We start from the raw sequence: 24,828 nt of genomic DNA on the forward strand, positions 1-24,828 counted from the left end.
TCGCTTTTGGGGTGGAGGTTGGCCGGGGGTGTGGGGGATGACCCTCACCTATAGCGTCACTATTTTAGAAAGAACACGTTACCTCGAGCGTTTTTCTGTATAGAATGAGAAAAACAACAAATAAAAACTCTAAAAAACCAATGGTATCAAGGCTTTGCGTTTTTTTCGTACATATCAAATTTGATACGTACGAAAACCAGTTAGAACAAAAAAGGACCCGTCATAAACTGCACCTCCAATTGTTAGTTGTGTCTAACAATTGGGGTGCAGTTTAGAAACAGCCCTTTTTCTCCTGCTTTAATATTTAATGGTTAAATCTTTAAAATCAATAACGATGCCTGTTTTTAACATAAAATCAATACCTAAGATTCCGTCAAATCCATAGAGTTCTTTTGTCATTCCTAATTGAAGCAAAAATGAATCTAACTTTTGTCCATCAACCTCTACATTTTGTACATCTTGTTCATAACAAAGCTCGCTATATCCACCGACTCCATACATCCGTTTCGATTTCCCGTTTATAATATCCAGTTCTATACCTATTTCTACAAGAAGATCCGTGTCAAATATCGTAGTTACACATCCTGTATCTAATAGTACATTTTCCAATACAATTGTTTTTTCAGCATGTGTCATTTCTATCGTTGCAATAGGAAGACCGTTTTCTAATCTTACTTTCATACTCGTCCCCGGACACCAATAAAGTGTTGTTCTTCCACTTCAATTTGTTCTTTACTTGTATGGAAAATGTATAATTCTCTCTCAGGAAATTCACGATGTAGCTTTTTATAACCACTCCATGCTGTATTTGAACTTCTATGTTCCTCTAAGACAGACATTTCTTCAATGATTCGTTTATTTTCTTTTGAGTAAGCAGAGACAGCTTCCACTAATACATATTTATCAGGATACTGTTTTCTTATTTCCGTCCATTTCAAAATCACTACCCCCTCAAATTTTCTTAAGCTTATCTTAACATACCACATACATTTTTATAAAAGGGGTTATTTTATTAAATTTCTGGCCCCATGAGAATCGCTTATTCGTCGCAAAATTATCGGGCCTATTTCTTTTAGATTATATGTATATCAATCTGCCAAACTGGAAAACCTTCAAATAGATATGTTATGCTATCCTCTCTACATACTATCTAAAAATAAAAGGATGAGGTTCTGGTGCAAAAACTTCAAGACAATTGCAATTAATCTCTAAAACTTGGACATACTGATATTATTACTCTCAAAAAGGTGCGTGATCAGTATGAAAAAACAACATTTATTCAAGTGGAAGCATTATCATCCTGATATTATTTTGTTAACGATAAGATGGTACCTACGGTATAGCCTCAGTTTTCGTGATTTGGTGGAAATGATGGAAGAACGGGGCTTATCTATGGCCCACACAACTATTATGCGTTGGGTTCATCAATATGGGCCTGAATTAGATGAAAGAGTACGACGTCATCTTAAAACAACAAATGATTCCTGGAGAGTCGACGAAACGTATATGGAAGTAAAAGGTCAATGGATGTATTTATATCGTGCAGTCGATTCAGAAGGGAATACTATTGATTTTTATCTAAGTGAATCAAGAGATAAGCAAGCAGCCAAGCGCTTCCTCAAGAAAGCCTTGGCTTTTTCGTATGTTTCCAAACCTCGTGTCATAACAGTGGATAAAAACCCAGCCTATCCTGTAGCTATTCAGGAGTTAAAAGAAGAGATGAGTATGCCCGAAGACATACAAGTACGACAAATTCAGTATCTGAATAATATTGTTGAACAGGATCACCGTTTCATTAAGAAAATAGGGCGTACCATGTTAGGGTTAAAGTCATTTCAAACAGCCACTTGGATTTTAAAAGGCGTTGAAGCGATGCATATGATGAAAAAGGGACAACTTCGACAAGGGATGAAGTCTGCCCAAAATGAAGTAAAATTCATACATAGACTGTTCGGGTTGGCCGCCTAATGAGTTATCTGAAAGTAAACCTACAATTTTTTTCTATTCGTCTTTGTATTTGCACCAGAACCTGCGTAATTGAAAACTATCCTGCTCCGTTAGCCTCCCATGCAGTACAAGCGCTGCACTACAGAGGATGAAAATGGATGATAATGACTATCTGATTCTATGGCTGACGAAGAAGGTCGATATACTATGGTGCCTTAGAGCCCAACCGCTAGTCTGACTCCGGTGACCATGGTGTGCCACAGATTGCCGTGCCTTATATGAGTAGCATCTATGGGGAATTATCCTTTTTTTGGTTGCTGCACCAGCTTAGACTATTTCAACTCTGTATGACGAAAGGTTTGCCCTTTTTGTCCCATGAAAAAATCCCCTCCAAGTATAGTGTAACAGCCACTTATGAAAAGTGGGCTTTTTACACTGTCTACTTAGAGGGAATAATATCACAACACGTTCTCTTTTCACCAACAGATCTTATTATCCTTCTAAAATCCATTTCTTCATTTTCTCGATGTTATCAGGTAGCGGCTTTTCAATCATGCCCCGCTCAAATCTTGAAAGTGTCGTACGACCAATGCCGATTTGTTCAGCCGCTTCTGTAATATTCAACCCTCTCTTTTTTCGTACTTCTTTAATGAGCTCCCCAGTAATGTCAATATCCTCTCCATAGAAAAGAGTCATTTGTTTTCCAAATCCATTTTCTTCTTCGCCCTCTTGTTCTTCTAGATAAGTGGATTCTCGGTAAGTTCTTTTGATCTCTTTTTTAGCCAAATACTCAATGGGGTTTTCATAGGTTTCCTCCTGATCATCTAATTCTAGGAAACTTAACAGAGCTTTTGTATCCTTTAATGATGCAGGTTTATCAGGTGGCAAAGCAGTTAACTCTCTGGCATCGATTCTGTAGTGCTCCAAGACAGAATGAGGCGGATGAATTACTACTTTTAGGTGTAACCAATAGTTTTCGAGCCAGCCTTTTTTACGCCCGATAATAGTCTCATCGATTCCTCCTTCATATTCCCAATCCCCTATGACCCCATCATCTTTTAATGTATTGAGTACTTTTTCAAATCCGTCCTTGGTTCTAGAAGCGTATCTATTCTCGACTTTAAATTCCATAACACTCAGCAATCCTTTTTCGCCACCAATGCTATAAGGCCTTAAAAAATCCCTTTTACTCTTCCGAATGCGCCATTGCCATGAGAGATAGCGTGTTAACCTTTTATGATATTTCTCTTTCTCAGGATTATATTCAAGCGCTTTTAGTGATAAATAGCCTACAGAATTCGTAGAACCGTATAAATAGTTGGCTAAAATTTGCCCCGGCTTAATCGAGCATTCATAAATACCTACAGGATTATCATTGTTATCATATAAGACTGTAATATTATCCATTAAGAATAATCGTTTAAATTTACCGCTTTTATAATCGCTTAACTCCACATGCTTTCGGCGATCTACTAATTCCAACTCATCGTTTTCGTCTAGCCTTACCCAAATAGCTGCCAATGCAGCAATTCGCTTCATGACTTCTTCACGTTGCTTTTTTCGGTATGTAATGGAGGAGTTTTTTCCATTAAAACGTCCTTGTAGTTGACGCAAACTTAAAACATCATCAGAATGGAAGTTGATCATGGCATCTGGGTGGTGGGCCTTTTTCATCCAGACATATGAAATAATGTCGAATATGTCACTTGTGAGATCATCCATAGAGGTAATGGCTTCACCGATGAGGTTCTCCCATATTCCCAGCTCTTCTTTGGTCAATCCAAGCTCTTCGTTATCATCTGCTCTCAGTTGGGCAACGGCTTTTACTTTCTTTTTGTCCATAATCTTGACTGTTGGATAAGGATCGCTTAACATCTGGCCTTGTTTAAAGGTATTTTTACTGATAGCGTCACGTAACTGATAGATTAATGCGTCACTATTAGACTCTATATGGCTTTGTTTTAGTAATTCTGTAATTATTTCTTGGTTAGAGCTTCTGGTATTTCCGCGTTTTCTCTTTAATTTTTTGGATTGGGCTTGAACCCCAAGTAAATCCTCTTTGATGGATTCCTCCAACACAATTTCAATCTTGTCCCCGTATTCTTGCACAATTTCGTCGATTTCTATATTTGACGACTTGCTTATTAAATCAATAATAGTATACAAGGCAGAAAAGGATTTGGAATTAATTTGTAGCTGTCCATCTTTTTCTTGATATTCGCCTTGAATGGCTTGTTCCCATATTGTTACGATATCAGGCCTATGCTGATAAAGTTTTTTCGCCGCGAAATAAATTTTCATAATTTTCTCTTCCAAGGTTACTACTTTCAAACATTCCCGCCTGCCTTTCTCCTCTTTATTTAATAGGGTTCACGCTTTTTGTCAGCATTTTAATAAATGAGCGTGCACATGTCTATCATTATATACAAAGTCTGAATTCATTTGCTGGTTATATGTCAATCAAAATCCATCGTATACCTTTATTCATATTTTATCATTATAACTATTTTTTCTGTCTACCATTCTTTATGACGTTTTTTGTTCACGCTTTTGTTTAGATGCACACTTTTTGCCCATTTTTGCCTCAAATCCTTCCTTGTTCGTGCACGTTCTTCTTTTTTAGAGGGAAAATGTGCACACAAACCTGGCCAGACAAGAATGTATAGAGTTTAACGAACCCCATTTTGCCAATGATTGTATATAAATATCCATATATATATACAAAAATGTACAAAAATCCATCTTTTATATCCATGTAATGTAAATAGCACACTATCTTTCCTGAGCAACATGAATCCTCACACTTTCGTGCATCTTCTGGGCGACACTTCACTTCACCTTTTTATGAAAGGGGCGACTTTTCACTTCACCTTTCCGTGCATGAGGGCGACTTTTCACTTCACCTTTTTTGTGCACAAAGGAAGACTTTTCACTTCACCTTTCTTTCTTCATTAAAACTTTAAAAAGCCTGATACGACAATCTTTTTAAACGCGAAGAAACATCCTTATGTAACGTTTTGCATACCAGGTGATTGAAAAGAACGACTTCACGATTCACCTTTATGTGCATACGGGCGACTTTTCCTTTCACCTTTTGCCCTTTTTGGGCGACACTTCCTTTCACCTTTTTCTCAAAGGGCGACACTTCCTTTCACCTTTTCATGCACGTATTGGGCGACTTTTCACTTCACCTTTTCGTGCATATCTTATTTTCTTTCTCCTTGAATATTTCCAGAAAAGCTTGATATAACAACGTTTATAAACGTGCACGCTCCTATTGCAATCAGTAACAGAGGGCGACTTTATAATTCACATTTCATTGTCTGAGGGCGACACTTCCTTTCACATTAAAAAAGTTTTACCTAATTTGACCAAATAGATATATCAAGGGTTCAAAAGGCGTGCGCACCGTGCATTTCCCCTCTAATTAGAAGCGGGCAAATCATGCACGCTCATTTGTTATAATGTTTCAAAAACCAACAACGTGATTTGTCGAATGTTACTCTTTGATATAAGAATCAGCCGATAAAGGAAAAAACAACAGAAAGGTGGTGGAACTCATGGACATACTGTCAAATGGTTTTGGTTTGGAAAAAGGACAAAAGACTGAGCCTATTACCATTAACTACGGCTTTATGAATGCACTGTTTAATATTGAATTGCGATATGGATCGGGTGAAATGTTTCCCATTACTAAGCATCAAGAGCAGTCCAAACAACGCTATCGTCTATTGCATCATTTAGTCCGTTCTGATTTTTACACAGCGATTCTGTTACAGACAGTGTGTCACGCAAATACATATGAAATTAATAATGTGAACTATGCATCTTTATATGATGCTCTTTGCGCCTGGTATGAGGATCCCATCTCCTTTCATGACTTTGTGATCTCTCTAAAGAAATTTGAACTGCTGAATCTCATCATGCTTTCTAATAAACGTGACAATGGCCGCTTTGATGTGCAGCTTCGAATTCAGGAGAAAGATACCTTTTTCGTCGTAGCTCCTACCATTATATTTACAAAGAAGTTTACAGACCTAACAGTTTCTCATTGGAAGTTATTTTTTGCTGCACTCTTACAAACAGGTAAAGATAAACATAAACTTATTTTCCGCTATTTTGATAATGATAAAAATGAGAATATGATGCATAAAGGGTTAAAACAATTCCTTCATAAACAGCAATCTTCCGATGTCAAGCGCTTAATTGAAGAATTGCTTGTTCTCCCAGTTTGCAATGGACAACCCTTACTGGCTCGTCCCAAAGATCAACTTACATACAAAAAGAGCGGACGTAAATACCATATCGCTTATTTTGTCCTGAACCCCGAATTGATATTGCCTCATCAAAAAGGACGTAAATATCATTTTCCCATCCAACCTAGTATTAAATTTTCGCGATTTGCTAGGTTTATTAAGCATGAAATGGAAAAAATGGGGCTTTCTGAGCACTTTTTATTTAACTTTGACCTTCTGGATCAAGTCATAAGCACGCTAAAACCCAAAGGAAAGGTCATCGCCCGTCATGTTCTACATAAAGTAAAGGAATATGTAAATGAGCATAAGTTTCTCCCTGAGCGCTTAAAAGACTTTATGGAATCCATCTCAAGAAGCCGGATGAGAGCAGTCATTGAGAACCTAGCCAGAGAAGAGAAAATCCATCAATGGATTGCTCCACACTTGAAAGGTGAAGCAAAGGAACACCGTATATATGAATTCATAAATCGCATGAGCTTTTTTGCTCCTACAACTTTACGAAAAATGTTTAGAAGAGCCTATTCTTATTTACAAAAGTACTATACGACCTTAGCTTTATATTCTTACACTGATTATTGCAACGTAGAATTCTTTGAACGCATGCCAATGATCAAAGAAATTCGCCAAACAGCAGCTCGTAAAAAGGTGTGCCCTGTTTCTTACGCGGCTCTTGAAAGAGAAGCAATGGATATTTGGCACTCTCATCCTGAGTGGGAAGAATGGGAAGCGGTTAAAAATATCGGTCAGTGGTTATTAGAAGAAGTGGAAAAGTTAGAGGCGAAAGATACAATGGCCTATTTACCGGATGGTATAGTGCTGGAAGATCTTCTGCTCTCACTGTAAATAGACTTATGTGCCCCTCCCCTTTTTAAAACACTAAAAAGGATGGGGCTCTTCGTCTTGCATTTAAAAAAAGAATGGATATGTTTTCTGATGTACATCTTATAGCCATTGGTTATTTTCACGGTAAGTAAGTTCTTTCACCATTAAAAAAGACGGATTTTTATCCATCCTGCGTTAACTTAAACATAAAAAAACAAAACAAAAATTGTGAGAAATTGTGAATATTAGGGAAAAGAAGGACAACTTTAGATGTATATAATTTCATTCAAATGAAGAGGTGTGTTTAAATCATAAAAAAACAAAATTATAGTTGTTGACTTTGTATATATTGTGTATATTGTGGATAATAATCAACTCAGTTGCTATAAAATCCAAAGAATGAATCTCTCTACACGACTTGTTTATTTATACAATGAAGCGGTTCAGTTTTAGTTAGTTTTTTTAGGAATAAAATGACCTTTCTCCAAATTAAAATGGTTTTTTTATGATTAACTGAGTTCCACTTGGTTTTTTTACTTTCTAAATAAAAGTAACCCCTGGTATATCAATGGGTTTACCACTCTATATAAGGATTATTCTTTATAAAAGGATTTTACTTATATTTTTTATATAAGAAACAAAACAAATAAGTATCCATTGATAAAATATGAAGTAGGCCGTTCTTTAATAACCGGTAATAATTGGATTATGCTATATGAGTTAATAAAGTGGCTTTTAAATCGTTCATATTTATTTTTCATAGATTGAATACAACTTTTCGATTAACTTATTAATTTGGAGCCTTAATCTAATATTGTGAACTAATACATAATTACCCTACAAATATTTGCTCCTTATAAAGCTCTAGATGATCCACAATCTATATATAACGATTCCAGATGAAGGAAAAAATGAAATTACATAACAAGGTGGGATAATATGAACTCTCCACAGACAAGACATTCCAATAATAGTAATCGAACTCCAAAAGCAAAAGAATTGGAATTAAAGATATACAAGGCAGTCAATCAAAAAAGTACAATGGATGTAAAATCCCTTTTGACGGGTGATAAAGTATATAAAAAATCTCCGGATGGTTCGGAATACACCTATAATGGGCGTCTCTTAATTACCATTACGGAACATGGAAAAACATCAGCCAGAGCGTATATCGAGAAGAAAAAGATAAAGCCGATCCTTTATGCGATTATGAATCATACCTTCCATCAACGGTATGGGATAGGAATATCAATGAATACCGGATTTGAAGATTGGGGTCGTTCCGTGAAAGATGGTATTGAACGAGGACGACGCTTAAAGATTTTCTTTACAGAATATCAACAATACATGTTCCAGATTGAGGAAGGCCCAGTAGAGACCACAATTAAAGGCGGAAATAAGTTTAAACACCTGGAGAGAAAAGTCCAAAAGTATCTTTCTAGGGACGAATCACTCGAATTTGCTCATGAAGTCTACGACTATATTCAAAACGAGGAGATTAAGGGTCTTTTAAATGGTCGTCCTCTTTATACGGTTATTCCAAGGTATGAGGAATAACATTCCGAGAAAAGTGATAACCTTACTGTTCTTTCTTGCAGGAGAGTAAAGTTTTTAACCTTTTCAATAGCTATGACAGAATTTCTTAATCAAATATCTTGTTCCTCCAGTTGCAGGATGATACTGAGTCCGAACTGGGGGTGTCAAGAGGACTCACATCCAAAAATCCTCGTATGTAATCTTTTGATCAAATTTTTTTTAAGCCCCTAATACTTTATCATTTCCGACAGAAGACTCCTACCTCAAGGAATGCGAAGGGCACAGCCCAACGAGTAGATGGGAGATGAATGGCGGTTGGCATTAGCCAAAATGATCCTCTTGATGGTATAATCAGAACAAATGTTCCTAATTCGTGAGGCGAGATCCATGCTAGTGAACAAAGCCTACAAGTTTCGCCTATACCCAAATAAGAAACAGATCGAACTCATTAACAAAACCATCAGCTGTTCAAGATTTGTTTTTAACTTTTTTCTGGGAAAGCAAAAAGAAAAAGATGCTTATTGGCATGTCCGTGAAGAAATGGTTCAAAATGGCCAACTTCCAGCGAATAACTGGAAAGGCAAGTACTTAAACAAATACGAAACAGTGAAATCACTTCCTGAGCTAAAGAAGCATTACTCTTTTTTGAAAGAAGTAGATAGTATTGCCTTGCAAAAGTCAGTAGAGAATTTAGCTGATTCCTATGACCGCTATTATAAAAAGCAAAACAAACAACCACGTTTTAAGTCAAAAAAGAATCCTGTTCAATCCTATACAACAAAGCAAGCGAATGGAAATATAGCTGTAATAGACAACTATATCAAATTGCCTAAACTCGGGAACGTCCGTTTTGCGAAAAGTCGTGAAGTCGAAGGGCGAATTTTAAGTGCAACCGTAAGAAGAAATCCTTCTGGCAAATATTTTGTTTCTTTAGCCACCGAATCGGAAGTAACGGAATTACCCAAAACTAATTCGGCTATCGGAGTTGATGTCGGCTTAAAAGACTTTGCCATTCTTTCGGATGGGATGATTTACTCCAATCCGAAGTTTTTCCGCACGCTGGAACAAAAGTTAGCCAAAGCACAAAAAATAATGAGCAGACGAACCATAGGCGGTGCGAATTGGTACAAAGCTAAAAAGAAAGTCGCTCGTATCCATGAAAAGATTTCCAATGCAAGAAAAGACTATCTAGACAAAATCTCCACCGAAATGGTCAAAAACCGCGACATCATCGGAATGGAAGATTTGCCCGTTTCAAACATGTTGAAAAACCATCATCTGGCAAAAGCCATCAGTGAAGTGTCCTGGTCACAATTCAAAAGCATGATGGAATACAAGGCAAATTGGTACGGTAAACAAGTCGTAACCGTTGCAAAAAACTTTGCCAGCAGTCAACTTTGTTCGAGTTGTGGCTATCAAAACAAAGACGTCCCTCTTCCCTCCCCGGATTGGAACCTGGAGCAACATTTGTTTTGGCTGGAGCAAAACCCTGAGGAGTCAAAAAAAGAAAAAAGAGTTGGGGACAAGCCCGTACAAAAAATGAAGTCCGCCTCCTCTACCAATCAGGTAAAAGAATTAAACCACTTATCCCCAGTCATGCCGTCCTCGTCTGCTATTAAGGAGAGCAAAAGACAAGAACAGCCGGTTCCGAGCATGCAGAATCCTATTATCCTTAGAAATCAAGGGGGAATCCGGTTTAGTCTATGAGTAGTCAATGAAAAACGAAAAAAGGAAAAGGAGCATCAGCGCCAGATGAGAGGCGTTTATACTCCTTTTTATTTAACCTTTTTAGGTTTTACCTTTAGGGTTAGTTTCCCCTTATCCTTCATAGCAAGTTTGACGAATTTTGCAAGCAACTCATCATCCTCTTTGGAACGTTTGCTCTTTTTAGCAGGCATGTAGGCCCCTCCTCTTCGATGAATGTTCGTGTATTTTTTCTTGCTATCTATTATGGTCAATGAAACTATTTTTTATACATAAAAAAATCATACAAGCTGTTCTAACCCCTCTCCTATTCTCATATTCTTAGACCAATGGGAATGCAGACATTCGGACCCTGAGCTAAAGCACGAGAGGGGAGCCAAAAATGGGAGAGGGAGGAAGGCGATGTCCAAGGTTAATCCAATGCACAGCAGGAAACAAATTGAGTCCGATCGGTTAAGGTATCAACAGCTTACTAAATCAACTCTACCTCAAAATCAACAAAAGCCGAATAAAACAACCAAGACTCGAAAGAAGCGTTCAGACGCAAAAGTTGACGTAAAAATACCTTTAACGACAACAGAGAGGCAACAGATTCGCTTATTGGCCAAGATAAAAGATCAGTCCACAACCGAATGTGCCACCAATTTCATCTTGCTATATATGAACCGAAATTGGGACTTTAAGGAGGTAGAATACTCCTCGGTTGATAAAAAATTTGTGCACGCCAAATTCAAGCAGAAGGACTATGATACACTGTTTGGTTATGCTGTGAAATGGGATTGTAGTGTAAGAGAAGCAGCCTATCGCATGTTAGCAACCGCATTACGGTCAGAAACAGGGGGAATAGAAATTGTTGAGATCGTATAGTCGGAATAATTTAATCCAAAGGGAATTAGAAGCCTTACCAAAAGGGAAACCCAATTTCTTTGAACGTTTAAGCTATCGGCTATACCGGAGTATTAAAGTAAAGTATGAGCTCGAAATCCCTTCTTCTGTGTATTTACGTGCCATGACTTTTTGTGACGATTTATCCGAACGGTATGAAGAGGATTTTACACCGGCTGAATTGATGCTAGTACTGTACAAAGGATTTATAGCAAGGGTTCAAAAAGAAAACGATCTTCAAGTCATTTACACTCAATATATGGTACGGTTGCAGGAACAAACCTATATAAGTCCACGCAAAAGAAATAGCTATATAGACTTAGAGGTTTATATGCACCATGATATGGCTTTAAGAGGTGAAATGGCCCTGGCAGATATGGATATTCATTTTCCTAACCATCCATTTACATTGGAAAAAATCATGGAAATTGATTTCATGTTTTTCGTAGAGGAATGCCAAAAAGGAGGCAAGACACACAGACAGCTGATGAAAGATATTGTTGCTTGTCTGGAAGAGGAATAGAAGAGATGCAGCAGATTACTGCATCTCTTTTTCTTTTGTTTTCTTTTAATTTTTTATTAATCAAAAATGAGACAAGCAAGGTGTAACACTGTAAATAGTTTAATGACATTATCGGAATTTTGCTGGGAGTCCCCTCTCCTCCATATTTCAGAGATTTCTGGATGGTTGGAGATTTTGGGTCACACATATAAGAATAATTAATGGAATAACCTCTCATTAACAAATGAATATATAAATGAAAAATCTTCAATTATGTATTTGTTTATATAAATATATAAATATTATGATTTCTTTCAAAATCCTTCACAAATAAAGTGGATTATTATAAAATCATTTATATAAATGAAAAAAGAAAAAATAACTATTTTACATAAAATAGGAGGAAGGCTAATGCCGAAAGCACCAAAAACTAAAAAGGTTCATTTATTGGTAGCAAACGACAATGGTAATTCAGAGCAAGCTTTATATGTAAATGGAGAATTAATTAGACAACCTAATGTTTACGTAAGACCGACCAAAAAAGATTTCTTTAGAGATATTGATGCAGCGAAACTCGTTCCTACTCTGTTAGAGGAGATCAATGTAACCATTTCCTCAAAGGCTATTAGAAGAAACAGACAATACTACATTGGTAAAAAAGCGATAAAAAGTGAATACACACCGAAAAATATGGATCTGAAAATTGAGAAAAAGTATTCGAGTGACCTTCCCATTATCAATACGACAGGTACATTAGCAGTAAAAGCGGTTCAAATTTATTTTGAGCAATACAAAGAAATTCCAAAAGAGCTTGAAGTAACGGTTGATATGGTCACTGCTCTTCCCGTAAAGCAATGGAGTCCAGAAAACTCTAGTACCTTTTCAAAGAGATTTACTGAAAACCAACATATTATAACTGTACATATTAATAACGTAGACGTATTGGTGAAATTAGATTTCGAACTAGTTAAGGTTGCTCCCGAAGGTAGCCCGAGCCTCTTTGCATTGATAGATGACGGCAACGGGAATTATCGAAATGACGATATTTTTGAAGACTTTAATAAATTGTATGGAAAGAAAATTGACGGTCAATATATAGAAACAAAGACCGTTGGCCATATAGATATCGGTGATGGAACAACGGACTTCCCTATTACCAAAGGGTTCAATCTGGAAGACAGCTTTGTTCATGGTTGTAATCATGGGGTAGGACATGCAATTGACCAAGCGATTGCTGAATTTTTAAACGATGATAAGAAAGCGGTCTTAACAAAGGTTACAAGACAAAAGTTTAGCGAATATATCAAGGACGAAACGAATCAGTATCATCAGGATGCAGTTGAGAGCCTTGAGGCTGCATTAGAGAATGAGGCAGATTTCATTTACGATGAATTTATTAAGGTTTTATCAGCGGTAGATAACGAGATTGATTTAGTCGTAGTTTATGGAGGCGGTAGTATTGTAATGAAGGAACAATTCTATCCTCTTTTAAAAGAGCTTTGCGACAATTTAAATAAAAAACTTTTATGGATTCCTGAGAAATATGCTGCTCTTATGAATGTTGACGGGTTGAAGGTTATCCTTGACACAATGTTAGATGATTTGAAAATGGAAAAAGTATGAAGTAATGAGAGGTATGAAACCAGCAAGGTTTCATACCTCCTTTGTTAAAGGAGGTACGAGATGCCGCGTAAGAAAGGAACAAAAAAGGCTGGGGATCAAGTAGGCTTTAAGCTCAAAGAAGATGAATCTCCCCTGATTTTAGAATGGGTAAATGAACAAAGTATATTTGCTGAATCGATAAGATATCTTATTGAAAAAGAAATTGCTGAAAATGGAATAAGGGACTTAAAACAGGTCATCAAACAAGGGTTTTCTTATTATCGCCATGCTCCAATTCGAAATCCTGAAACGATAGAAAAAGCTGCTATAAGTTCACCTGTAAAGCATTTAAGCAACAATAAAATAGAGAAAAACGAATTTATGGAACCAGCAGAGTTAAAAGTTTCTACTCAAAATCAGAATGAATCTTCGCATCAGACAGAAGTTTTATCCGAGGAGGACTCCCCTGCTCAGACTCATTTAACGGAACGACCACAAGAGGTTTTGGCTGAAGAAGAGGACTCAACAATCAAAGACGAATTAGGCGTGCAGCAAGAAGAAACAAATGAGCAGTCACCTAAACAGGAAGATTCTTCTGAGGAAAAACAAGATGTTCACTCAGAAAATGACCAGCTTAAAGAGGGACCAAAATCAGCCCGTCGCAGAACAAATTTATTTGGGTGAAGGGCTTATCCCCTTTAGATGGAAATAGAATATATGATAGCGATGTCCTGAATGAAGGATGGATAGATGAGGCCTCTCTGTTATCTATCCTTCATATTTACCTCTCTCAGCGGGAAGATTCTTGCTTGAAGCACGTGAAGGTGTTAAGATGTCTGTGATAAATGGAAGCGGTTCAAAAGTGGAACCGTGGGATTTTACACACAAAAGACTACTGTTAAACATATGGCCATCTTTACTCCTGCGGCTGGCGATAATCATAAGAGTAAAGTTTTCTTCTTCGTGAAATAATATTCCTTTCATCCCTGTAAAAATTCAGGTAATGTAAAACAATGGAAAAAAGGAAAAATTATCCTAGACAACGTTTTGATTAAATTGATTATTCATTCATCCTATATAATTTACGTTATTATCTCGACACCATTCAACTGCAATTTTTTTAAATCGTTCATCACGAAATGAATACCATTGGTCTTCAATTTCAAAATCGATTATTTTGTCTTTAAATCTTCTGAAGGCACCCTTTCCCTTAATTGACTTTAATAATATATTTTGCTTTCTTGGATTTCTAACAGTTAGACAGAAATCTTCCATGATTTCATATTCATTGACTTCATATTTAGTTGGTAGCTCTTTGTAATTCTCAAAGTTTTCAACGACATCGTTAGCAACCTTTAAATCTTCTTGTTGCCAATCAGGTAGATGATCGAATGGCTCTTCATCTTCAGCAGCTCTCAAGTCATCTTCAGTTACCGAAATTATTTCACCGGTTTTGATATTTAGAAATGTCCGACACGCTTCAAACTGTATTTCCATTTCTTCAATAATATCTTTAAGCCTTATTTGAATACTCATAATAAATTCCCCCTCTATAATCTTTTACCGATGCCACCCGTTAGCTCGCCATGCCAGATTTCGGGACACCGCAGATGATGGAAGAAAATCTTTCCTTCCATATAGGAGTTTAACAAAATTGCTTCAACCTTAGCTGCGTCCTATATTTGTATCAGCGTCTTTCCCTTGATGTTTATTTTATCAAGAGGTTCTTTTTAACTATCTTTAAATATAGTATTTAGTTTTCCTATCATTTCCTGGTTTATATTTCCAATGACTTTGGTTTTACCCACACGCCTAATAATGAGTTCTTGATTTTCAAACCTGAATTTTGGGGTCTTGTTTTCAGCAATTAACAATTGTGCCTTTTGAAATAATTTTGCCTGAGTTTTTTTCTGTTGTTTTTTTAAAAATGATAGCATTTAATCAGTTCCTTCCAGCATAGCTAATCTTATCTGAAATTTTACTTATATTTAATGATATCCATATTGTACTAAACTGTCCCATTTGTTCAATAAGAAAAAGAGCCTTCCTTTTTAAAGAAACGCCCCCGTTAGCCAACCATGCCGCACTGCGGCACCACAGATTATGCAAGAATTACCGTTCTTCTATGATAGTAGAACAACTAAAACTTATCATCTTTATAAAAAGTATATTACCCCAGCAAAATCTAATGAGATTACCCCTGCCAGACCAGAACACAATGCAATTTTGGTTTTAAAATTTCTATGTTTAACTGTTTCTGAATGAAAGTTTGTATAACTGATTTTGTTTCATTTAACGAGATAAGTTCCCCAACCCATATTAATATTCTTTCTTAAACCAACCTGCTCCGTTTGTTGAAGAACAATTAGATGATATTTTTGTTCTCCTTTTTTACGAATAATACGGATGTAAAGTAAGTAAGTATAGCTGTTAGTAGACCTGCACCAAACAGTATACTGCCAATAATTACAAAGTTATTTTTATAAGTTTCAACAATCATGTTGTATTGGCTAGTATCAGCGACGCCATCTTCTTGGTTAAGAAGCCAGGAATTCCCTAGAGAAGTTCCAAAAGAAATACTTGAAAACATCAGAACTAACCCTGCTATTGCTAATAAAGATGAAATAATACTTAATCCTTTAATATGTTCATTTAACAATCAGATCCCCCCTAAACTTTAAAAAAGTCAACCCTTCTAACAATCCTTTTTCTAGCTAATTCACTTATATAATATGTAATATTTATATATTACCTCAAAATCCTTATTTAACTGACCTACCCCGTTTGTTGAACAAGAAAAAAGGAATCGCCGCAACTCCCGTTCTAGAACTCTTGCCCCCATTAGTTGAAGAAAGCAAAATATGGACATCTTTCAACGTAGGATAATTTCTTTTACTCGTTCTTTTGAGGATAAGTTAGCAGCGTTTGTACCTATTAAAAAAGAATAGCCATGTAAAATCACTTCTGTTAAGGTCTCACCCGGCCCTAATTCGAAAATAGGTTTCTGTGCTGATACTTTGCCCTTTAAGAGTCCTCTATCGATTGTTTTAAATTTTATTTGCTTTGATGAGTTGGTTATGAAAAAGTCATCATCGGTTAATTTCCATCCGATATCATCGAGGAGATTTTCCAGTTCATCTATCGAATTGACTTGATCAATGTTGAATGTATACCTTTTATCATCACTATCTAAATCATCTACTTCTCTTACAAAATTATGGATAACTTTTAGGGGGAAACGGTTATAGTTTTTCCAAAAATCAGTTAAAGTTTTTTTATATTCACCGTCGACACTATACATGTAAATCGGTTTTTTTGTACACTCACAAAACCAAAAATTCAGCTGATTATTTTCGTACGCTGTTTCATCATCAATATCAGCCATGCCATTTTACTCCCCTCATATATTAATTACTTAACCACTGGTTTTATTTTCCGTTATTTCTTAATCTTCTTCAACTATTCTGCACCGTGCAGCAAAAGAGCAATCACCTTATTAAGCAATCGTCATGATTTGCTTAATAAGGAACCTTTTAATTATGGGGATTAAGCGAGTTTGTCCAAGCAGTTTTACAGCTACTCTTGAGGCATTTTTACAATTATGAAAACCAATTCCTGGAATTCTGAAAAAGAATATTTGTTGGATAGAAATTGTCCCCATTGGTCCTTATCGCTACGAAAAGACCCTTATCATTTCATATTCTGTTTCTTCTGGAGTGTCCAAGCTACTTCAATAATCATTACAGTAGGTATAACACCAATCAGCAAGTTCTGCGTGAGAGACGGTGGTGTAACGCGTCGATAAGTAACTTTCTCAAGTTTTATACCGCATGGTCTAAATCGCCTAGCTTAGACATGGGTACTCTCCTTTGGTTCATGTATCTCTTTCTTTATGGAATTGCCTAATATAATTCTTTCCGCAGATCATAAATCCTTGTTCAACCAAGCACCGATTTTTCGATAAGAAAAAAATCCTCCTTCTTGTTGAAGAATCGTTCCCCCTTCGTCCATAATGTCCCGGTGCGGCATTACAGATTATAGAAGAAATTCTATTCTTCCATGGAAGATAAAGAAGCAAATTTTAATAGTTGAGGATATTGTTTCATTCCTCTAAAAAATAAATAACAATTTCTTATAATAATTGATTCATTTTTAACTCTAATTATTCAATTACACAATAATGGAGTTTTACTATAAACATTTATTTGAACTTTATTGTAATTTTTAATATAAATGTTTATATAAATGAATATAAATATTTATATTTATATAAATATTTATAAATGAAGTTATAAATATTTATATAAATACTTAGAGTTTAATCTATACTATCCATTGAGAGTTATAGTTAGCATAGTGTTTATCTTCTTACGCAGTTAACGAGTTATAGCGCATTGTAACTCTTTGAAATACCAGAGATGAAAATTAAAAAATGGGTAGAAGCCCTTGGCTAAAATCCTTTGAATCTATGAAGCTATAAACAAATGGACGCAGTACAACTGAAGAGCTATAGCGCGTTTTAACTTTGAGCCTTACTTCGATGGTTATAGGTAGCTTTTAGCTTTTGTTTATCAAGAAATCCAATTGTCAAGTCACGAGTGGATCAATTGTAAATCTCCTATCTGAAATGGAGGATTGTAAGTAAAGCATTTAATTCGAGGGTGTTTTTACACATTAACGACTCTTATGTGGATGCGGTAATAGTGTTATTTTGTCTTTCGCTTGTGAAAACAATAGCCTTAGGAAGAATCCTTTTGGTAAAATGTTGTATATTACATAAGCTTTTACGTTGCGAAGAGACTTATTTTTAAAGAATACAGTCTTCGCCCGAAGTATCTCTTCTCTAATTTCATTAATTGTTGGAATTGATGTTGACCTTCTTGTAATATGTGAACATGCCTTAAAGTTTAAAGGAACTATATAACGGATACGAAGTTGTTTTGACCATTATTCAAAGAATGTAGTTGTTTGCCCTTTGAACAAGCAGAAGTCATGTTAGTGGCGATCCTCATAGATGTTGTAAAGCTTTCAAATTCCAATTGATGCTTCTGAAACATCTCCTCGCCTTATATTATATTTAGACTGTTATTTGTTCTCTACGTCAAAAACTACGTCCAACACACTTTGCCTATCAGACGAGAATAATAAGCAGCTTTTGGAGTTTCCCTTCTAATTAATCGGCCTTTTTCATATGCAGTCGAGCTTTCATTTTCAGAAATTAAAAATTTTTGCCTCTTTTCATTCTTCCCTCATTTGTATCTAAGCATGCAATGAGGGTCATAATACTTCGATGATTCTTCAAATTTTGACGGAGAATTTCCATTTCAGAATGTTAGCCCCAAAAGCCTTGATAATAATAGCGCTAAACATTTTTGGACGATATGAAGCTTTTTTAGCTACAATGCGCTATATATGAATTAAGGACAATCCACTAACGAACGGTTAATCGGTAGCAGTATTAAAATCATTTAAAGCAAGCGATTTTAAACAGTAGATTGCTTATTAACGGTAAATATATTGTTATATCAGTCGCTATCATTAGATGGACGAATTACAACTTTAGAGTTGTAACGCGCTGAGGATAGTTTGTTGGACAATTGGACGACGATTAATTGAACGTTTTTTTTTATAAATATGTTTGTATTTTGATTAAATAAATTTCAAATGGTTAATAGTTTTTGATTCCGTCTGCGCTTCGTCCAAATAGCGTAACCGCTATGAATCGTCCGAATGTCTGTAACCTCCGAAAGTACTTGAAAAAACAACGCTTTGAAACTACTATAGATTTATATAGTATAGCTGGGGGGTGATGGATCAGTGGATATGAAGGAATTGCTTGAAGAAGAATTTGAAGATGATGCTTTATATAAGACGATTGTGAAGGCGGGCTTGAAAAAGGAGCTTTTTACAAAAGGAATTCTGTCCATGGACAAAGAACTGGTTTATTCAACTGTAGAAGCAGGGAAGATTATAGGGAGACCGGATTCAACCATACGGAATTATTTTCGGACAGAATTGATTGATTACATAGAGCCTGAGAGAATGGGCAAATTCTATAGGATGAATTACAAGAGTACGTTTAAGCTACATATGATTCTGATCTTAGTGGAAAAAACAAGTAGAAATATCGCGGATATCTCTTATGAGATTGGCTTGAGAGCTTTGTCTTCGTCAGATAAGCATACAATTAGGATATTGGAGAATAATTCGAATAATCCTGAAGTTCCTGCAAGTCAAAGTAATCTTTACGAAAGACTTCAAGCGATGGAGCATAACTTTAAAGTGCTAAATAGTTGGATTCATGTCAACCATGAAAAAGAGCTATTAAAAGACTATGAAAATAGGTTACTTCACTGTGAAAAGGATATTGAAGGAATTCAGAAAGATAAAGTTAACTTAAAATTAGAAGAACGAATGATAAGATCGGATGAAAAATACTATAAAATGCTCGACCAAAGTTTGAGGAGAACGCAGAGTAATATTCCTAAAAACCAAGGGATTCTTGGGAACATACTCTCAGCTTTTAAGCAGGAGAGAAAATCAGAAGAAGAAATCGGATTAGTAGTACAAGAAGCAGCGGCTACTGCTGAGCAGGCCATTGAAAAACTAAAAGTAAGCCAGGTGGTAGAAAAGATGGCTCTTTTAAATGAACAGTTGGCTAAAAAGGAGAAAGAACGGGAAGAGCTAAAAGAGAAGATAGAAAAACAGAAAAAGAAACTAATGCATGTACAGAGACAAGGTGCTCAATTGCTAGAAGATGATCTTCCATCTCTTTTAACATTTCCTACTATTGAAGACCAAGAGTAGGAACAATACAAAAAGAATATATATATTGTCTATTTGACTGGAGGAACGCAAGCTTAATAGCTTGTGTTCTTTTTATCTTAATTAGGCGAGAAGACCCCATCCTCAAGGAATGAGAAGGACGATAGCCAAATGAATAGAGTGGGGATGGATCGCCTTCGGACAAGAATTAGCTTTAGCTATCTCGGTTGTCCGACTGTTCGAGTACTACTTGAAATAAATGAAAATGATGGTTCTGGTGCAAAAATAAATTTTCGAGAATATAGGAGCTGATTGAATCACTTTTTCTGTATCATGAAGCTATTCGAAATAGTTTATGTATAAATTTTAATTGATTTTGTACATAACTTGTTTGGAATTGCATCATAATCCGAAATTGAACAGGCTATGTAGGTTCTATATCCCTATTAAATGGTTTTTGCACCAGAACCTAAAAATCAACTTCAAAATCGTACAGCCATGGACCATGCACCGGTTGGAAATGAACAGCTGATGGATCCAGTAATCAAAATGGAAATGTCACATCTATTGATGAATTACGTCGTCGCCGTTTGGAAACTGGAAACCTTGCCAATGCTCCGTTAGTAGATCGTCGAAATTCAGAGGGAGCACATCGAGAATCGGATACTAGGACAGAACAATCAGATATGCGTGATGTAGAGCTTACAGATCGTTCGCAAAGTCAAAGAAATCATAAAATGATGGATCGTCAAAGTGAAGACCGCAGCAATGACCAGCAAATCCAACAGCTAACCGAACGCAGAGTCATTGAAAGAGATGCTGAGCGAGAAGCGACTCAAGATATGACCAATCGTGAGCATCATGAAAGCAATAGTAAAAAAGCTACTAATCGGAAGGCGACCGTGACAGACACAGATCGGCGTGTTCAAGAGAATATCATCACAAGGGAAACTGCTTCCCAACAAGTGAATCGTCATAATGAGAGGAAGGACGAAGATAAAGAGCGTACCCATAGTATGAAAATCGATCCTTCTAAACCTATTACCAAATGGGAGGCGCAGCAGCAAATCGATGAACGAAACGGTTCTAAAAAAGAGTAGGGGGGTGAAAAGGAGGGACGTATATGTTTGGATGGAACTTTGAAAATAGTAAAAGTGACCGCATCAAACTGTTTCTCTTTATTCTTGCGGTCTTTCTTGTAGTAGGGTTCACCGTTACGACGATTCTCCGCAACATGAACAAAGCAGAAGTCACAGTCATTGAAACCAAAAAGGCAACTGAGTCGACTGAACAGGTTGATTCAGAGCTTGCGTCTGAGGATCAAAATAATGACTATGACCAAACCGAGAAATTTTCAGAAGAAACGCTGGAAGCTACGAGGGAAATCGCTGTTCAATTCGTCACAGCTTTTCATACGTACAATGCAGATAAGCCAATGAAGTATTTGGAAGACAGCAAGTCTTTTATGACCGAGGCTTTATATGAAAAGGTTCAACGAAATGGAAGGCGAGAAACCCTTGAACGGTCTTATCTGACGGTAAAAGAAACACAGGTTACACCAGTCGTCAATCGAAGTAGTATGGTCGTTCGGTGGAATGTGATGGTGATAGGTGAAGCGAAATCCGTGGATGGAACGATGTCAGAAACGGAAGATTGGTATTGTGCGAAACGTTTCCTTATAAGTGCATAAGCACGAAATAGGAGAGTTTTCGAATGAAAATTACAACTGATTAACCGAAACTCGGAATGAAAGTCGTCATGTTGAACTGAAACGAGTTACCTAATACTCCTACATGCAATCAAGGATAGTAGTCCAAAATTGTATGAAGCTAGGTGAAGTCGACTGAAAGAAACCTAAGTCACTTAAACAGGATATGGTTTATGATAGGTCGGGGTGCTATAAAATATCTATGGTGAGAATGCCCACTGAGGCTGACGAACTTGCGAATGTACGGGTCTAAAAATCTATTGTGATCGAAAGGCGCAAACTGCGAATGCAGGGTCAAACACCGAAAAGTACGATTAGTACCTAGGAAATTCGGGATATCTAACCAAGAGGATATAGTGTTGACAGGCTCAAAGCAAGCACCTACGGGTATATGAACAGCTAGGTTAATCGGAACGTTGGAAGCAAGAAACATCCATATAAACGACTACTATCGGGATGGTGTCTATAAGGTAACAGACCGAAATGACTTTATTCTTGTAAAAGTAGGGATACGACCAATGAAATTCTTATAACGAGAATGGAGGAACAGTCCCAAGTCTTGTTCTTTGAAAACTAAATCAACTAAATGAAACTTACAGGATCGAGTAAGATGATGGGACTTTTCGGAAGAAAGGAGCAATAATCCATCGGTGAGTACAACTTTACGACATGCGGAATATTACAACATGCAAGGAATATTTGACGACCTTTATGAGCGAAGTAAAAACAATGCAACTAAAGGATTAAGATTATATGAACATATTATATCGAGAGACAACAATCTATTAGCATATCGTAAAAAATCAACTAAACCTTGATATATCAACCGAGAAATCAACAATTACAAATCTAAGAAAAAGAGAGTCTAGTTTTCTAGGTTTTTCTCTCAAAGCAGTATCCAAACATAAAAAATATGTAGCAAATACACATGTAGTAAAGAAGACACAAGACAATATCACGAAGAAAGTAAAGAAACTTATATGCAAAATCCAAAAGAATCCTTCACCAAAAACTATAAACCATTACAATGCATATGTTCTAGGTATCAAAAACTACTACAAAATAGCTACACATGTGAATAAAGACTTTACAAAAATAGCTTATCGTCTTAATTGATTTCTACATAATCGTCTGAAATCAATAGGGAAATATGGAATACCAATTAAACCAAATGTGACATATAAACGTCTTCACAAAAATAACTTTAAAACATTTGAAATTAATGGTATTTATTTATTTCCCATAGCAGATATTCAAACTAAAAACGCCATGAAATTTAGTCAAGACATATGTGACTATACAAATAAAGGACGGTTGAAAATTCATAAAAACCTCAAAGCTGATATTGCAACAGAAATTAAAAAGATGTTGCAAACAACTCATGAAGAGGGAAAACTAGAATACGCAGATAATAGAATTTCAAAATATTCTATGCAATTTGGTGAATGTGCGGTGACAGGGAGATTTCTTATAGCAGAGGAAGTACACTGTCATCACAAGTTACCTCGACATATGAAAGGAACTGATGAATTTAACAACCTTGTAATTGTACATGAAATGGTTCATAAACTAATCCATGCTACAAATAAAAAGACGATTGAACGATACAGGAACTTTCTTCAATTGGATGGAAAACAATTGAAGAAACTAAACCAATTTCGTAAAGTTTGTAATTTAGTTGCTTTAGTCTAAAAGAATAAGATGGAGCGCCGTCATTCTGATCAGTACGTAGAAAATGTACTCGGCTTCGCCGATCAATACGTAAAAGGCTATATTGTGATAGAAGGCAGTAACGGTACCCTGGGAAATCTTAGCGGAAGTGCGGAAGAAATTGTGCAGGTCTCACAAAAATGGATCGGAAATTCAACGTATGTGTTCGGCGGAGGGCGAAATCAAAGCGATATAACTAGAGGTCGCTTTGACTGCTCCAGTTTTGTGCATTGGGTTTTTGCAAAACTGGGAGTCTAGGTCCTTTAACTTCTACCAGCACAGAAACATTGAAACATTTAGGACAGCCTGTATCACCTAGCCAAATGCAGCCAGGGGACCTTGTATTCTTTGATACTTATAAAAATAGATGGTCATGTTGGGGTGTATCTTGGAGATGGGAAATTCATAGGGGCGCAGTCACGTACCGGTGTGGCCATTGCTGACATGTCAAAAGGTTACTGGAAAGAAAAATTCAATGGACGTGTGAAAAGAATATAAAAGGAATGAATGGTGGTTTTGCTCCATTTAAAAGTTCAATTAAGAATGATTGATTTCTAAGACCTTGTAGAAAGTTCAGAATGAAGAAGCTTATTTCACTTAACCCATAGCCTTATCCCTAATGATGAGGCTATTTTTTTATGTTCCTTTCTTTGAAGTATTTTATGATCTCGATGATTCCAACAATAGTGGCTACAATCATCTCAACATCCTGTAACCAATTCACTGAATCCCCCCTTTTGATACAATCGTGGATATCCAGTATACATAATCTATTTTTAATTTAAATCGGACTTTTGTCGTTTAGAAAACCAAGGGGAAGAAGGCCTTTAAATTAAGTGAAGAGACTGGGAAACCTTGTCCCGGCTTTCTTATGGATAACAGGAAGAATTTAGTGGATATAACTAATTCAATAAATACATCTCTTCTCCAACAAAAGGGTGGCGTTGAAAAAGATTGGTAAAAGGATCGACTGTTCTGTTGTTCTTTTTATCTAATGTAAAATCAATATTAAAATTTAACGGATTCTTGGGAAAAGCAAAAAGCCCTTTTCAGGGCTTATTTTCTGAGTCACGTGCAGTAAGAGGTGTTTTACTGCTAACGCCTCGCTTATTTAGATATATTTTATCCAGTAATTGTTAAGTTATTGTGAATCCAAAGTAAAAAAAGCGTTAGGTTGCTCTGCGCGCTTTTTATATCGACTTTGATAGTTCAAGAGGCATTGCATAAAACGGTTCTGGTGCAAAAAACATTTGATAGAGACATAGAACCTATATGGACTATTCAATGACAGAGAGATCGTTTTATTGATTACATTCCTTATGTGGGAGATGGACGTCACCGAAGGTATCGACCAGAGACTGCGGATATACTGCGCTTCATTGCGGAAGGGT

General features: G+C 36.3%; 19 protein-coding genes and 2 pseudogenes. 13 read left to right on the forward strand and 8 right to left on the reverse strand.

Translation table 11 applies throughout. The features are described 5' to 3' along the window. Positions 1-297: 297 nt before the first annotated feature. Complete coding sequence (locus tag ACFOU2_RS00065) at positions 298-681, reverse strand: hypothetical protein (RefSeq protein WP_377911077.1); 384 nt, start codon at positions 679-681, stop codon at positions 298-300. Next, positions 678-944 carry a hypothetical protein gene (locus ACFOU2_RS00070; protein WP_377911079.1) on the reverse strand — a complete coding sequence of 89 codons (267 nt, stop codon included), beginning with the start codon at positions 942-944 and terminating at the stop codon, positions 678-680. The genes ACFOU2_RS00065 and ACFOU2_RS00070 overlap by 4 nt, the downstream gene beginning before the upstream one ends. 316 nt (positions 945-1,260) lie before the next feature. Here ACFOU2_RS00070 and ACFOU2_RS00075 point away from each other — a divergent pair, with 316 nt between their 5' ends. Then, positions 1,261-1,968, forward strand: coding sequence for an IS6 family transposase (locus ACFOU2_RS00075; protein ID WP_377911081.1), 708 nt, complete (start codon positions 1,261-1,263; stop codon positions 1,966-1,968). A gap of 471 nt (positions 1,969-2,439) precedes the next feature. Here ACFOU2_RS00075 and ACFOU2_RS00080 read toward each other — a convergent pair whose 3' ends face one another. After that, complete coding sequence (locus ACFOU2_RS00080) at positions 2,440-4,278, reverse strand: helix-turn-helix domain-containing protein (protein ID WP_377911083.1); 1,839 nt, start codon at positions 4,276-4,278, stop codon at positions 2,440-2,442. A 1,229-nt stretch (positions 4,279-5,507) separates the two neighbouring features. On the opposite strand from ACFOU2_RS00080, the gene ACFOU2_RS00085 reads away from it, so the two are divergent. The 3 genes and pseudogenes from ACFOU2_RS00085 to tnpB form a co-directional block, all read left to right on the forward strand. Then, positions 5,508-7,046, forward strand: coding sequence for a hypothetical protein (locus ACFOU2_RS00085; RefSeq protein ID WP_377911085.1), 1,539 nt, complete (start codon positions 5,508-5,510; stop codon positions 7,044-7,046). Positions 7,047-7,964: 918 nt separating this feature from the next. Then, positions 7,965-8,582 (forward strand): hypothetical protein, encoded by a 618-nt coding sequence (locus ACFOU2_RS00090; RefSeq protein WP_377911087.1) that lies wholly within the window; start codon positions 7,965-7,967, stop codon positions 8,580-8,582. Between the two features lie 366 nt (positions 8,583-8,948). Next, positions 8,949-9,992, forward strand: a pseudogene (tnpB, locus tag ACFOU2_RS00095) (IS200/IS605 family element RNA-guided endonuclease TnpB); the annotation flags it as partial. 344 nt (positions 9,993-10,336) lie between these two features. On the opposite strand, the gene ACFOU2_RS00100 reads toward tnpB, so the two are convergent. After that, positions 10,337-10,459 carry a hypothetical protein gene (locus tag ACFOU2_RS00100; RefSeq protein WP_377911089.1) on the reverse strand — a complete coding sequence of 41 codons (123 nt, stop codon included), beginning with the start codon at positions 10,457-10,459 and terminating at the stop codon, positions 10,337-10,339. A 208-nt stretch (positions 10,460-10,667) separates the two neighbouring features. Between ACFOU2_RS00100 and ACFOU2_RS00105 the strand changes: the two genes are divergently transcribed. The 4 genes from ACFOU2_RS00105 to ACFOU2_RS00120 all read left to right on the forward strand — a co-directional run bounded on the left by ACFOU2_RS00105 (position 10,668) and on the right by ACFOU2_RS00120 (position 13,938). Beyond that, entirely contained in the window at positions 10,668-11,132 is a 465-nt protein-coding gene (locus ACFOU2_RS00105) for a hypothetical protein (protein WP_377911091.1), read from the forward strand. Continuing rightward, the gene (locus ACFOU2_RS00110; RefSeq protein WP_377911093.1) at positions 11,116-11,673 is read left to right on the forward strand and encodes a hypothetical protein; all 558 of its coding nucleotides are present in this window, start codon (positions 11,116-11,118) and stop codon (positions 11,671-11,673) included. The genes ACFOU2_RS00105 and ACFOU2_RS00110 overlap by 17 nt, the downstream gene beginning before the upstream one ends. A 390-nt stretch (positions 11,674-12,063) precedes the next feature. Continuing rightward, positions 12,064-13,275, forward strand: a complete 1,212-nt coding sequence (locus ACFOU2_RS00115) for a hypothetical protein (RefSeq protein ID WP_377911095.1) — start codon at positions 12,064-12,066, stop codon at positions 13,273-13,275. A 60-nt stretch (positions 13,276-13,335) separates the two neighbouring features. Further along, positions 13,336-13,938: a hypothetical protein gene (locus ACFOU2_RS00120; protein WP_377911097.1), complete on the forward strand. Its 603-nt coding sequence runs from the start codon at positions 13,336-13,338 to the stop codon at positions 13,936-13,938. A 384-nt stretch (positions 13,939-14,322) separates the two neighbouring features. On the opposite strand, the gene ACFOU2_RS00125 is transcribed toward ACFOU2_RS00120, so the two are convergent. From ACFOU2_RS00125 to ACFOU2_RS00140, 4 genes are all read right to left on the reverse strand, one after another. Next, positions 14,323-14,790: a UPF0158 family protein gene (locus ACFOU2_RS00125; protein WP_377911099.1), complete on the reverse strand. Its 468-nt coding sequence runs from the start codon at positions 14,788-14,790 to the stop codon at positions 14,323-14,325. 194 nt (positions 14,791-14,984) lie between these two features. Beyond that, a complete protein-coding gene (locus ACFOU2_RS00130) occupies positions 14,985-15,191 on the reverse strand; it encodes a hypothetical protein (protein ID WP_377911101.1) in 207 nt (68 codons plus the stop codon). 428 nt (positions 15,192-15,619) lie between these two features. Beyond that, positions 15,620-15,913: a hypothetical protein gene (locus tag ACFOU2_RS00135; protein ID WP_377911103.1), complete on the reverse strand. Its 294-nt coding sequence runs from the start codon at positions 15,911-15,913 to the stop codon at positions 15,620-15,622. Between the two features lie 213 nt (positions 15,914-16,126). Next, entirely contained in the window at positions 16,127-16,639 is a 513-nt protein-coding gene (locus tag ACFOU2_RS00140) for a hypothetical protein (protein WP_377911105.1), read from the reverse strand. Between the two features lie 2,447 nt (positions 16,640-19,086). Between ACFOU2_RS00140 and ACFOU2_RS00145 the strand changes: the two genes are divergently transcribed. From ACFOU2_RS00145 to ACFOU2_RS00165, 5 genes and pseudogenes are all read left to right on the forward strand, one after another. Then, positions 19,087-20,061 carry a hypothetical protein gene (locus ACFOU2_RS00145; protein ID WP_377911107.1) on the forward strand — a complete coding sequence of 325 codons (975 nt, stop codon included), beginning with the start codon at positions 19,087-19,089 and terminating at the stop codon, positions 20,059-20,061. A gap of 548 nt (positions 20,062-20,609) precedes the next feature. Then, entirely contained in the window at positions 20,610-21,119 is a 510-nt protein-coding gene (locus tag ACFOU2_RS00150) for a hypothetical protein (RefSeq protein ID WP_377911109.1), read from the forward strand. A 23-nt stretch (positions 21,120-21,142) separates the two neighbouring features. Then, positions 21,143-21,709, forward strand: coding sequence for a hypothetical protein (locus tag ACFOU2_RS00155; protein WP_377911111.1), 567 nt, complete (start codon positions 21,143-21,145; stop codon positions 21,707-21,709). Positions 21,710-22,900: 1,191 nt separating this feature from the next. Next, the gene (locus ACFOU2_RS00160) at positions 22,901-23,419 is read left to right on the forward strand and encodes an HNH endonuclease signature motif containing protein (RefSeq protein ID WP_377911113.1); all 519 of its coding nucleotides are present in this window, start codon (positions 22,901-22,903) and stop codon (positions 23,417-23,419) included. Between the two features lie 147 nt (positions 23,420-23,566). Then, positions 23,567-23,935 (forward strand): annotated as a pseudogene (locus ACFOU2_RS00165) (C40 family peptidase); the annotation flags it as partial. Positions 23,936-24,828 lie beyond the last annotated feature (893 nt).

The organism is Bacillus songklensis (assembly GCF_042649685.1).
In the GTDB taxonomy this organism is placed as follows: Bacteria; Bacillota; Bacilli; order Bacillales; family Bacillaceae_H; genus Bacillus_BA; species Bacillus_BA songklensis.

Coding starts and splice junctions, on each gene's coding strand:
- ACFOU2_RS00065 (WP_377911077.1), bottom strand. CDS start 681: ATGAAAGTAAGATTAGAAAACGGTCTTCCTATTGCAACGATAGAAATG.
- ACFOU2_RS00075 (WP_377911081.1), top strand. CDS start 1,261: ATGAAAAAACAACATTTATTCAAGTGGAAGCATTATCATCCTGATATT.
- ACFOU2_RS00085 (WP_377911085.1), top strand. CDS start 5,508: ATGGACATACTGTCAAATGGTTTTGGTTTGGAAAAAGGACAAAAGACT.
- ACFOU2_RS00090 (WP_377911087.1), top strand. CDS start 7,965: ATGAACTCTCCACAGACAAGACATTCCAATAATAGTAATCGAACTCCA.
- ACFOU2_RS00100 (WP_377911089.1), bottom strand. CDS start 10,459: ATGCCTGCTAAAAAGAGCAAACGTTCCAAAGAGGATGATGAGTTGCTT.
- ACFOU2_RS00105 (WP_377911091.1), top strand. CDS start 10,668: ATGTCCAAGGTTAATCCAATGCACAGCAGGAAACAAATTGAGTCCGAT.
- ACFOU2_RS00115 (WP_377911095.1), top strand. CDS start 12,064: ATGCCGAAAGCACCAAAAACTAAAAAGGTTCATTTATTGGTAGCAAAC.
- ACFOU2_RS00120 (WP_377911097.1), top strand. CDS start 13,336: ATGCCGCGTAAGAAAGGAACAAAAAAGGCTGGGGATCAAGTAGGCTTT.
- ACFOU2_RS00125 (WP_377911099.1), bottom strand. CDS start 14,790: ATGAGTATTCAAATAAGGCTTAAAGATATTATTGAAGAAATGGAAATA.
- ACFOU2_RS00130 (WP_377911101.1), bottom strand. CDS start 15,191: ATGCTATCATTTTTAAAAAAACAACAGAAAAAAACTCAGGCAAAATTA.
- ACFOU2_RS00140 (WP_377911105.1), bottom strand. CDS start 16,639: ATGGCTGATATTGATGATGAAACAGCGTACGAAAATAATCAGCTGAAT.
- ACFOU2_RS00155 (WP_377911111.1), top strand. CDS start 21,143: ATGTTTGGATGGAACTTTGAAAATAGTAAAAGTGACCGCATCAAACTG.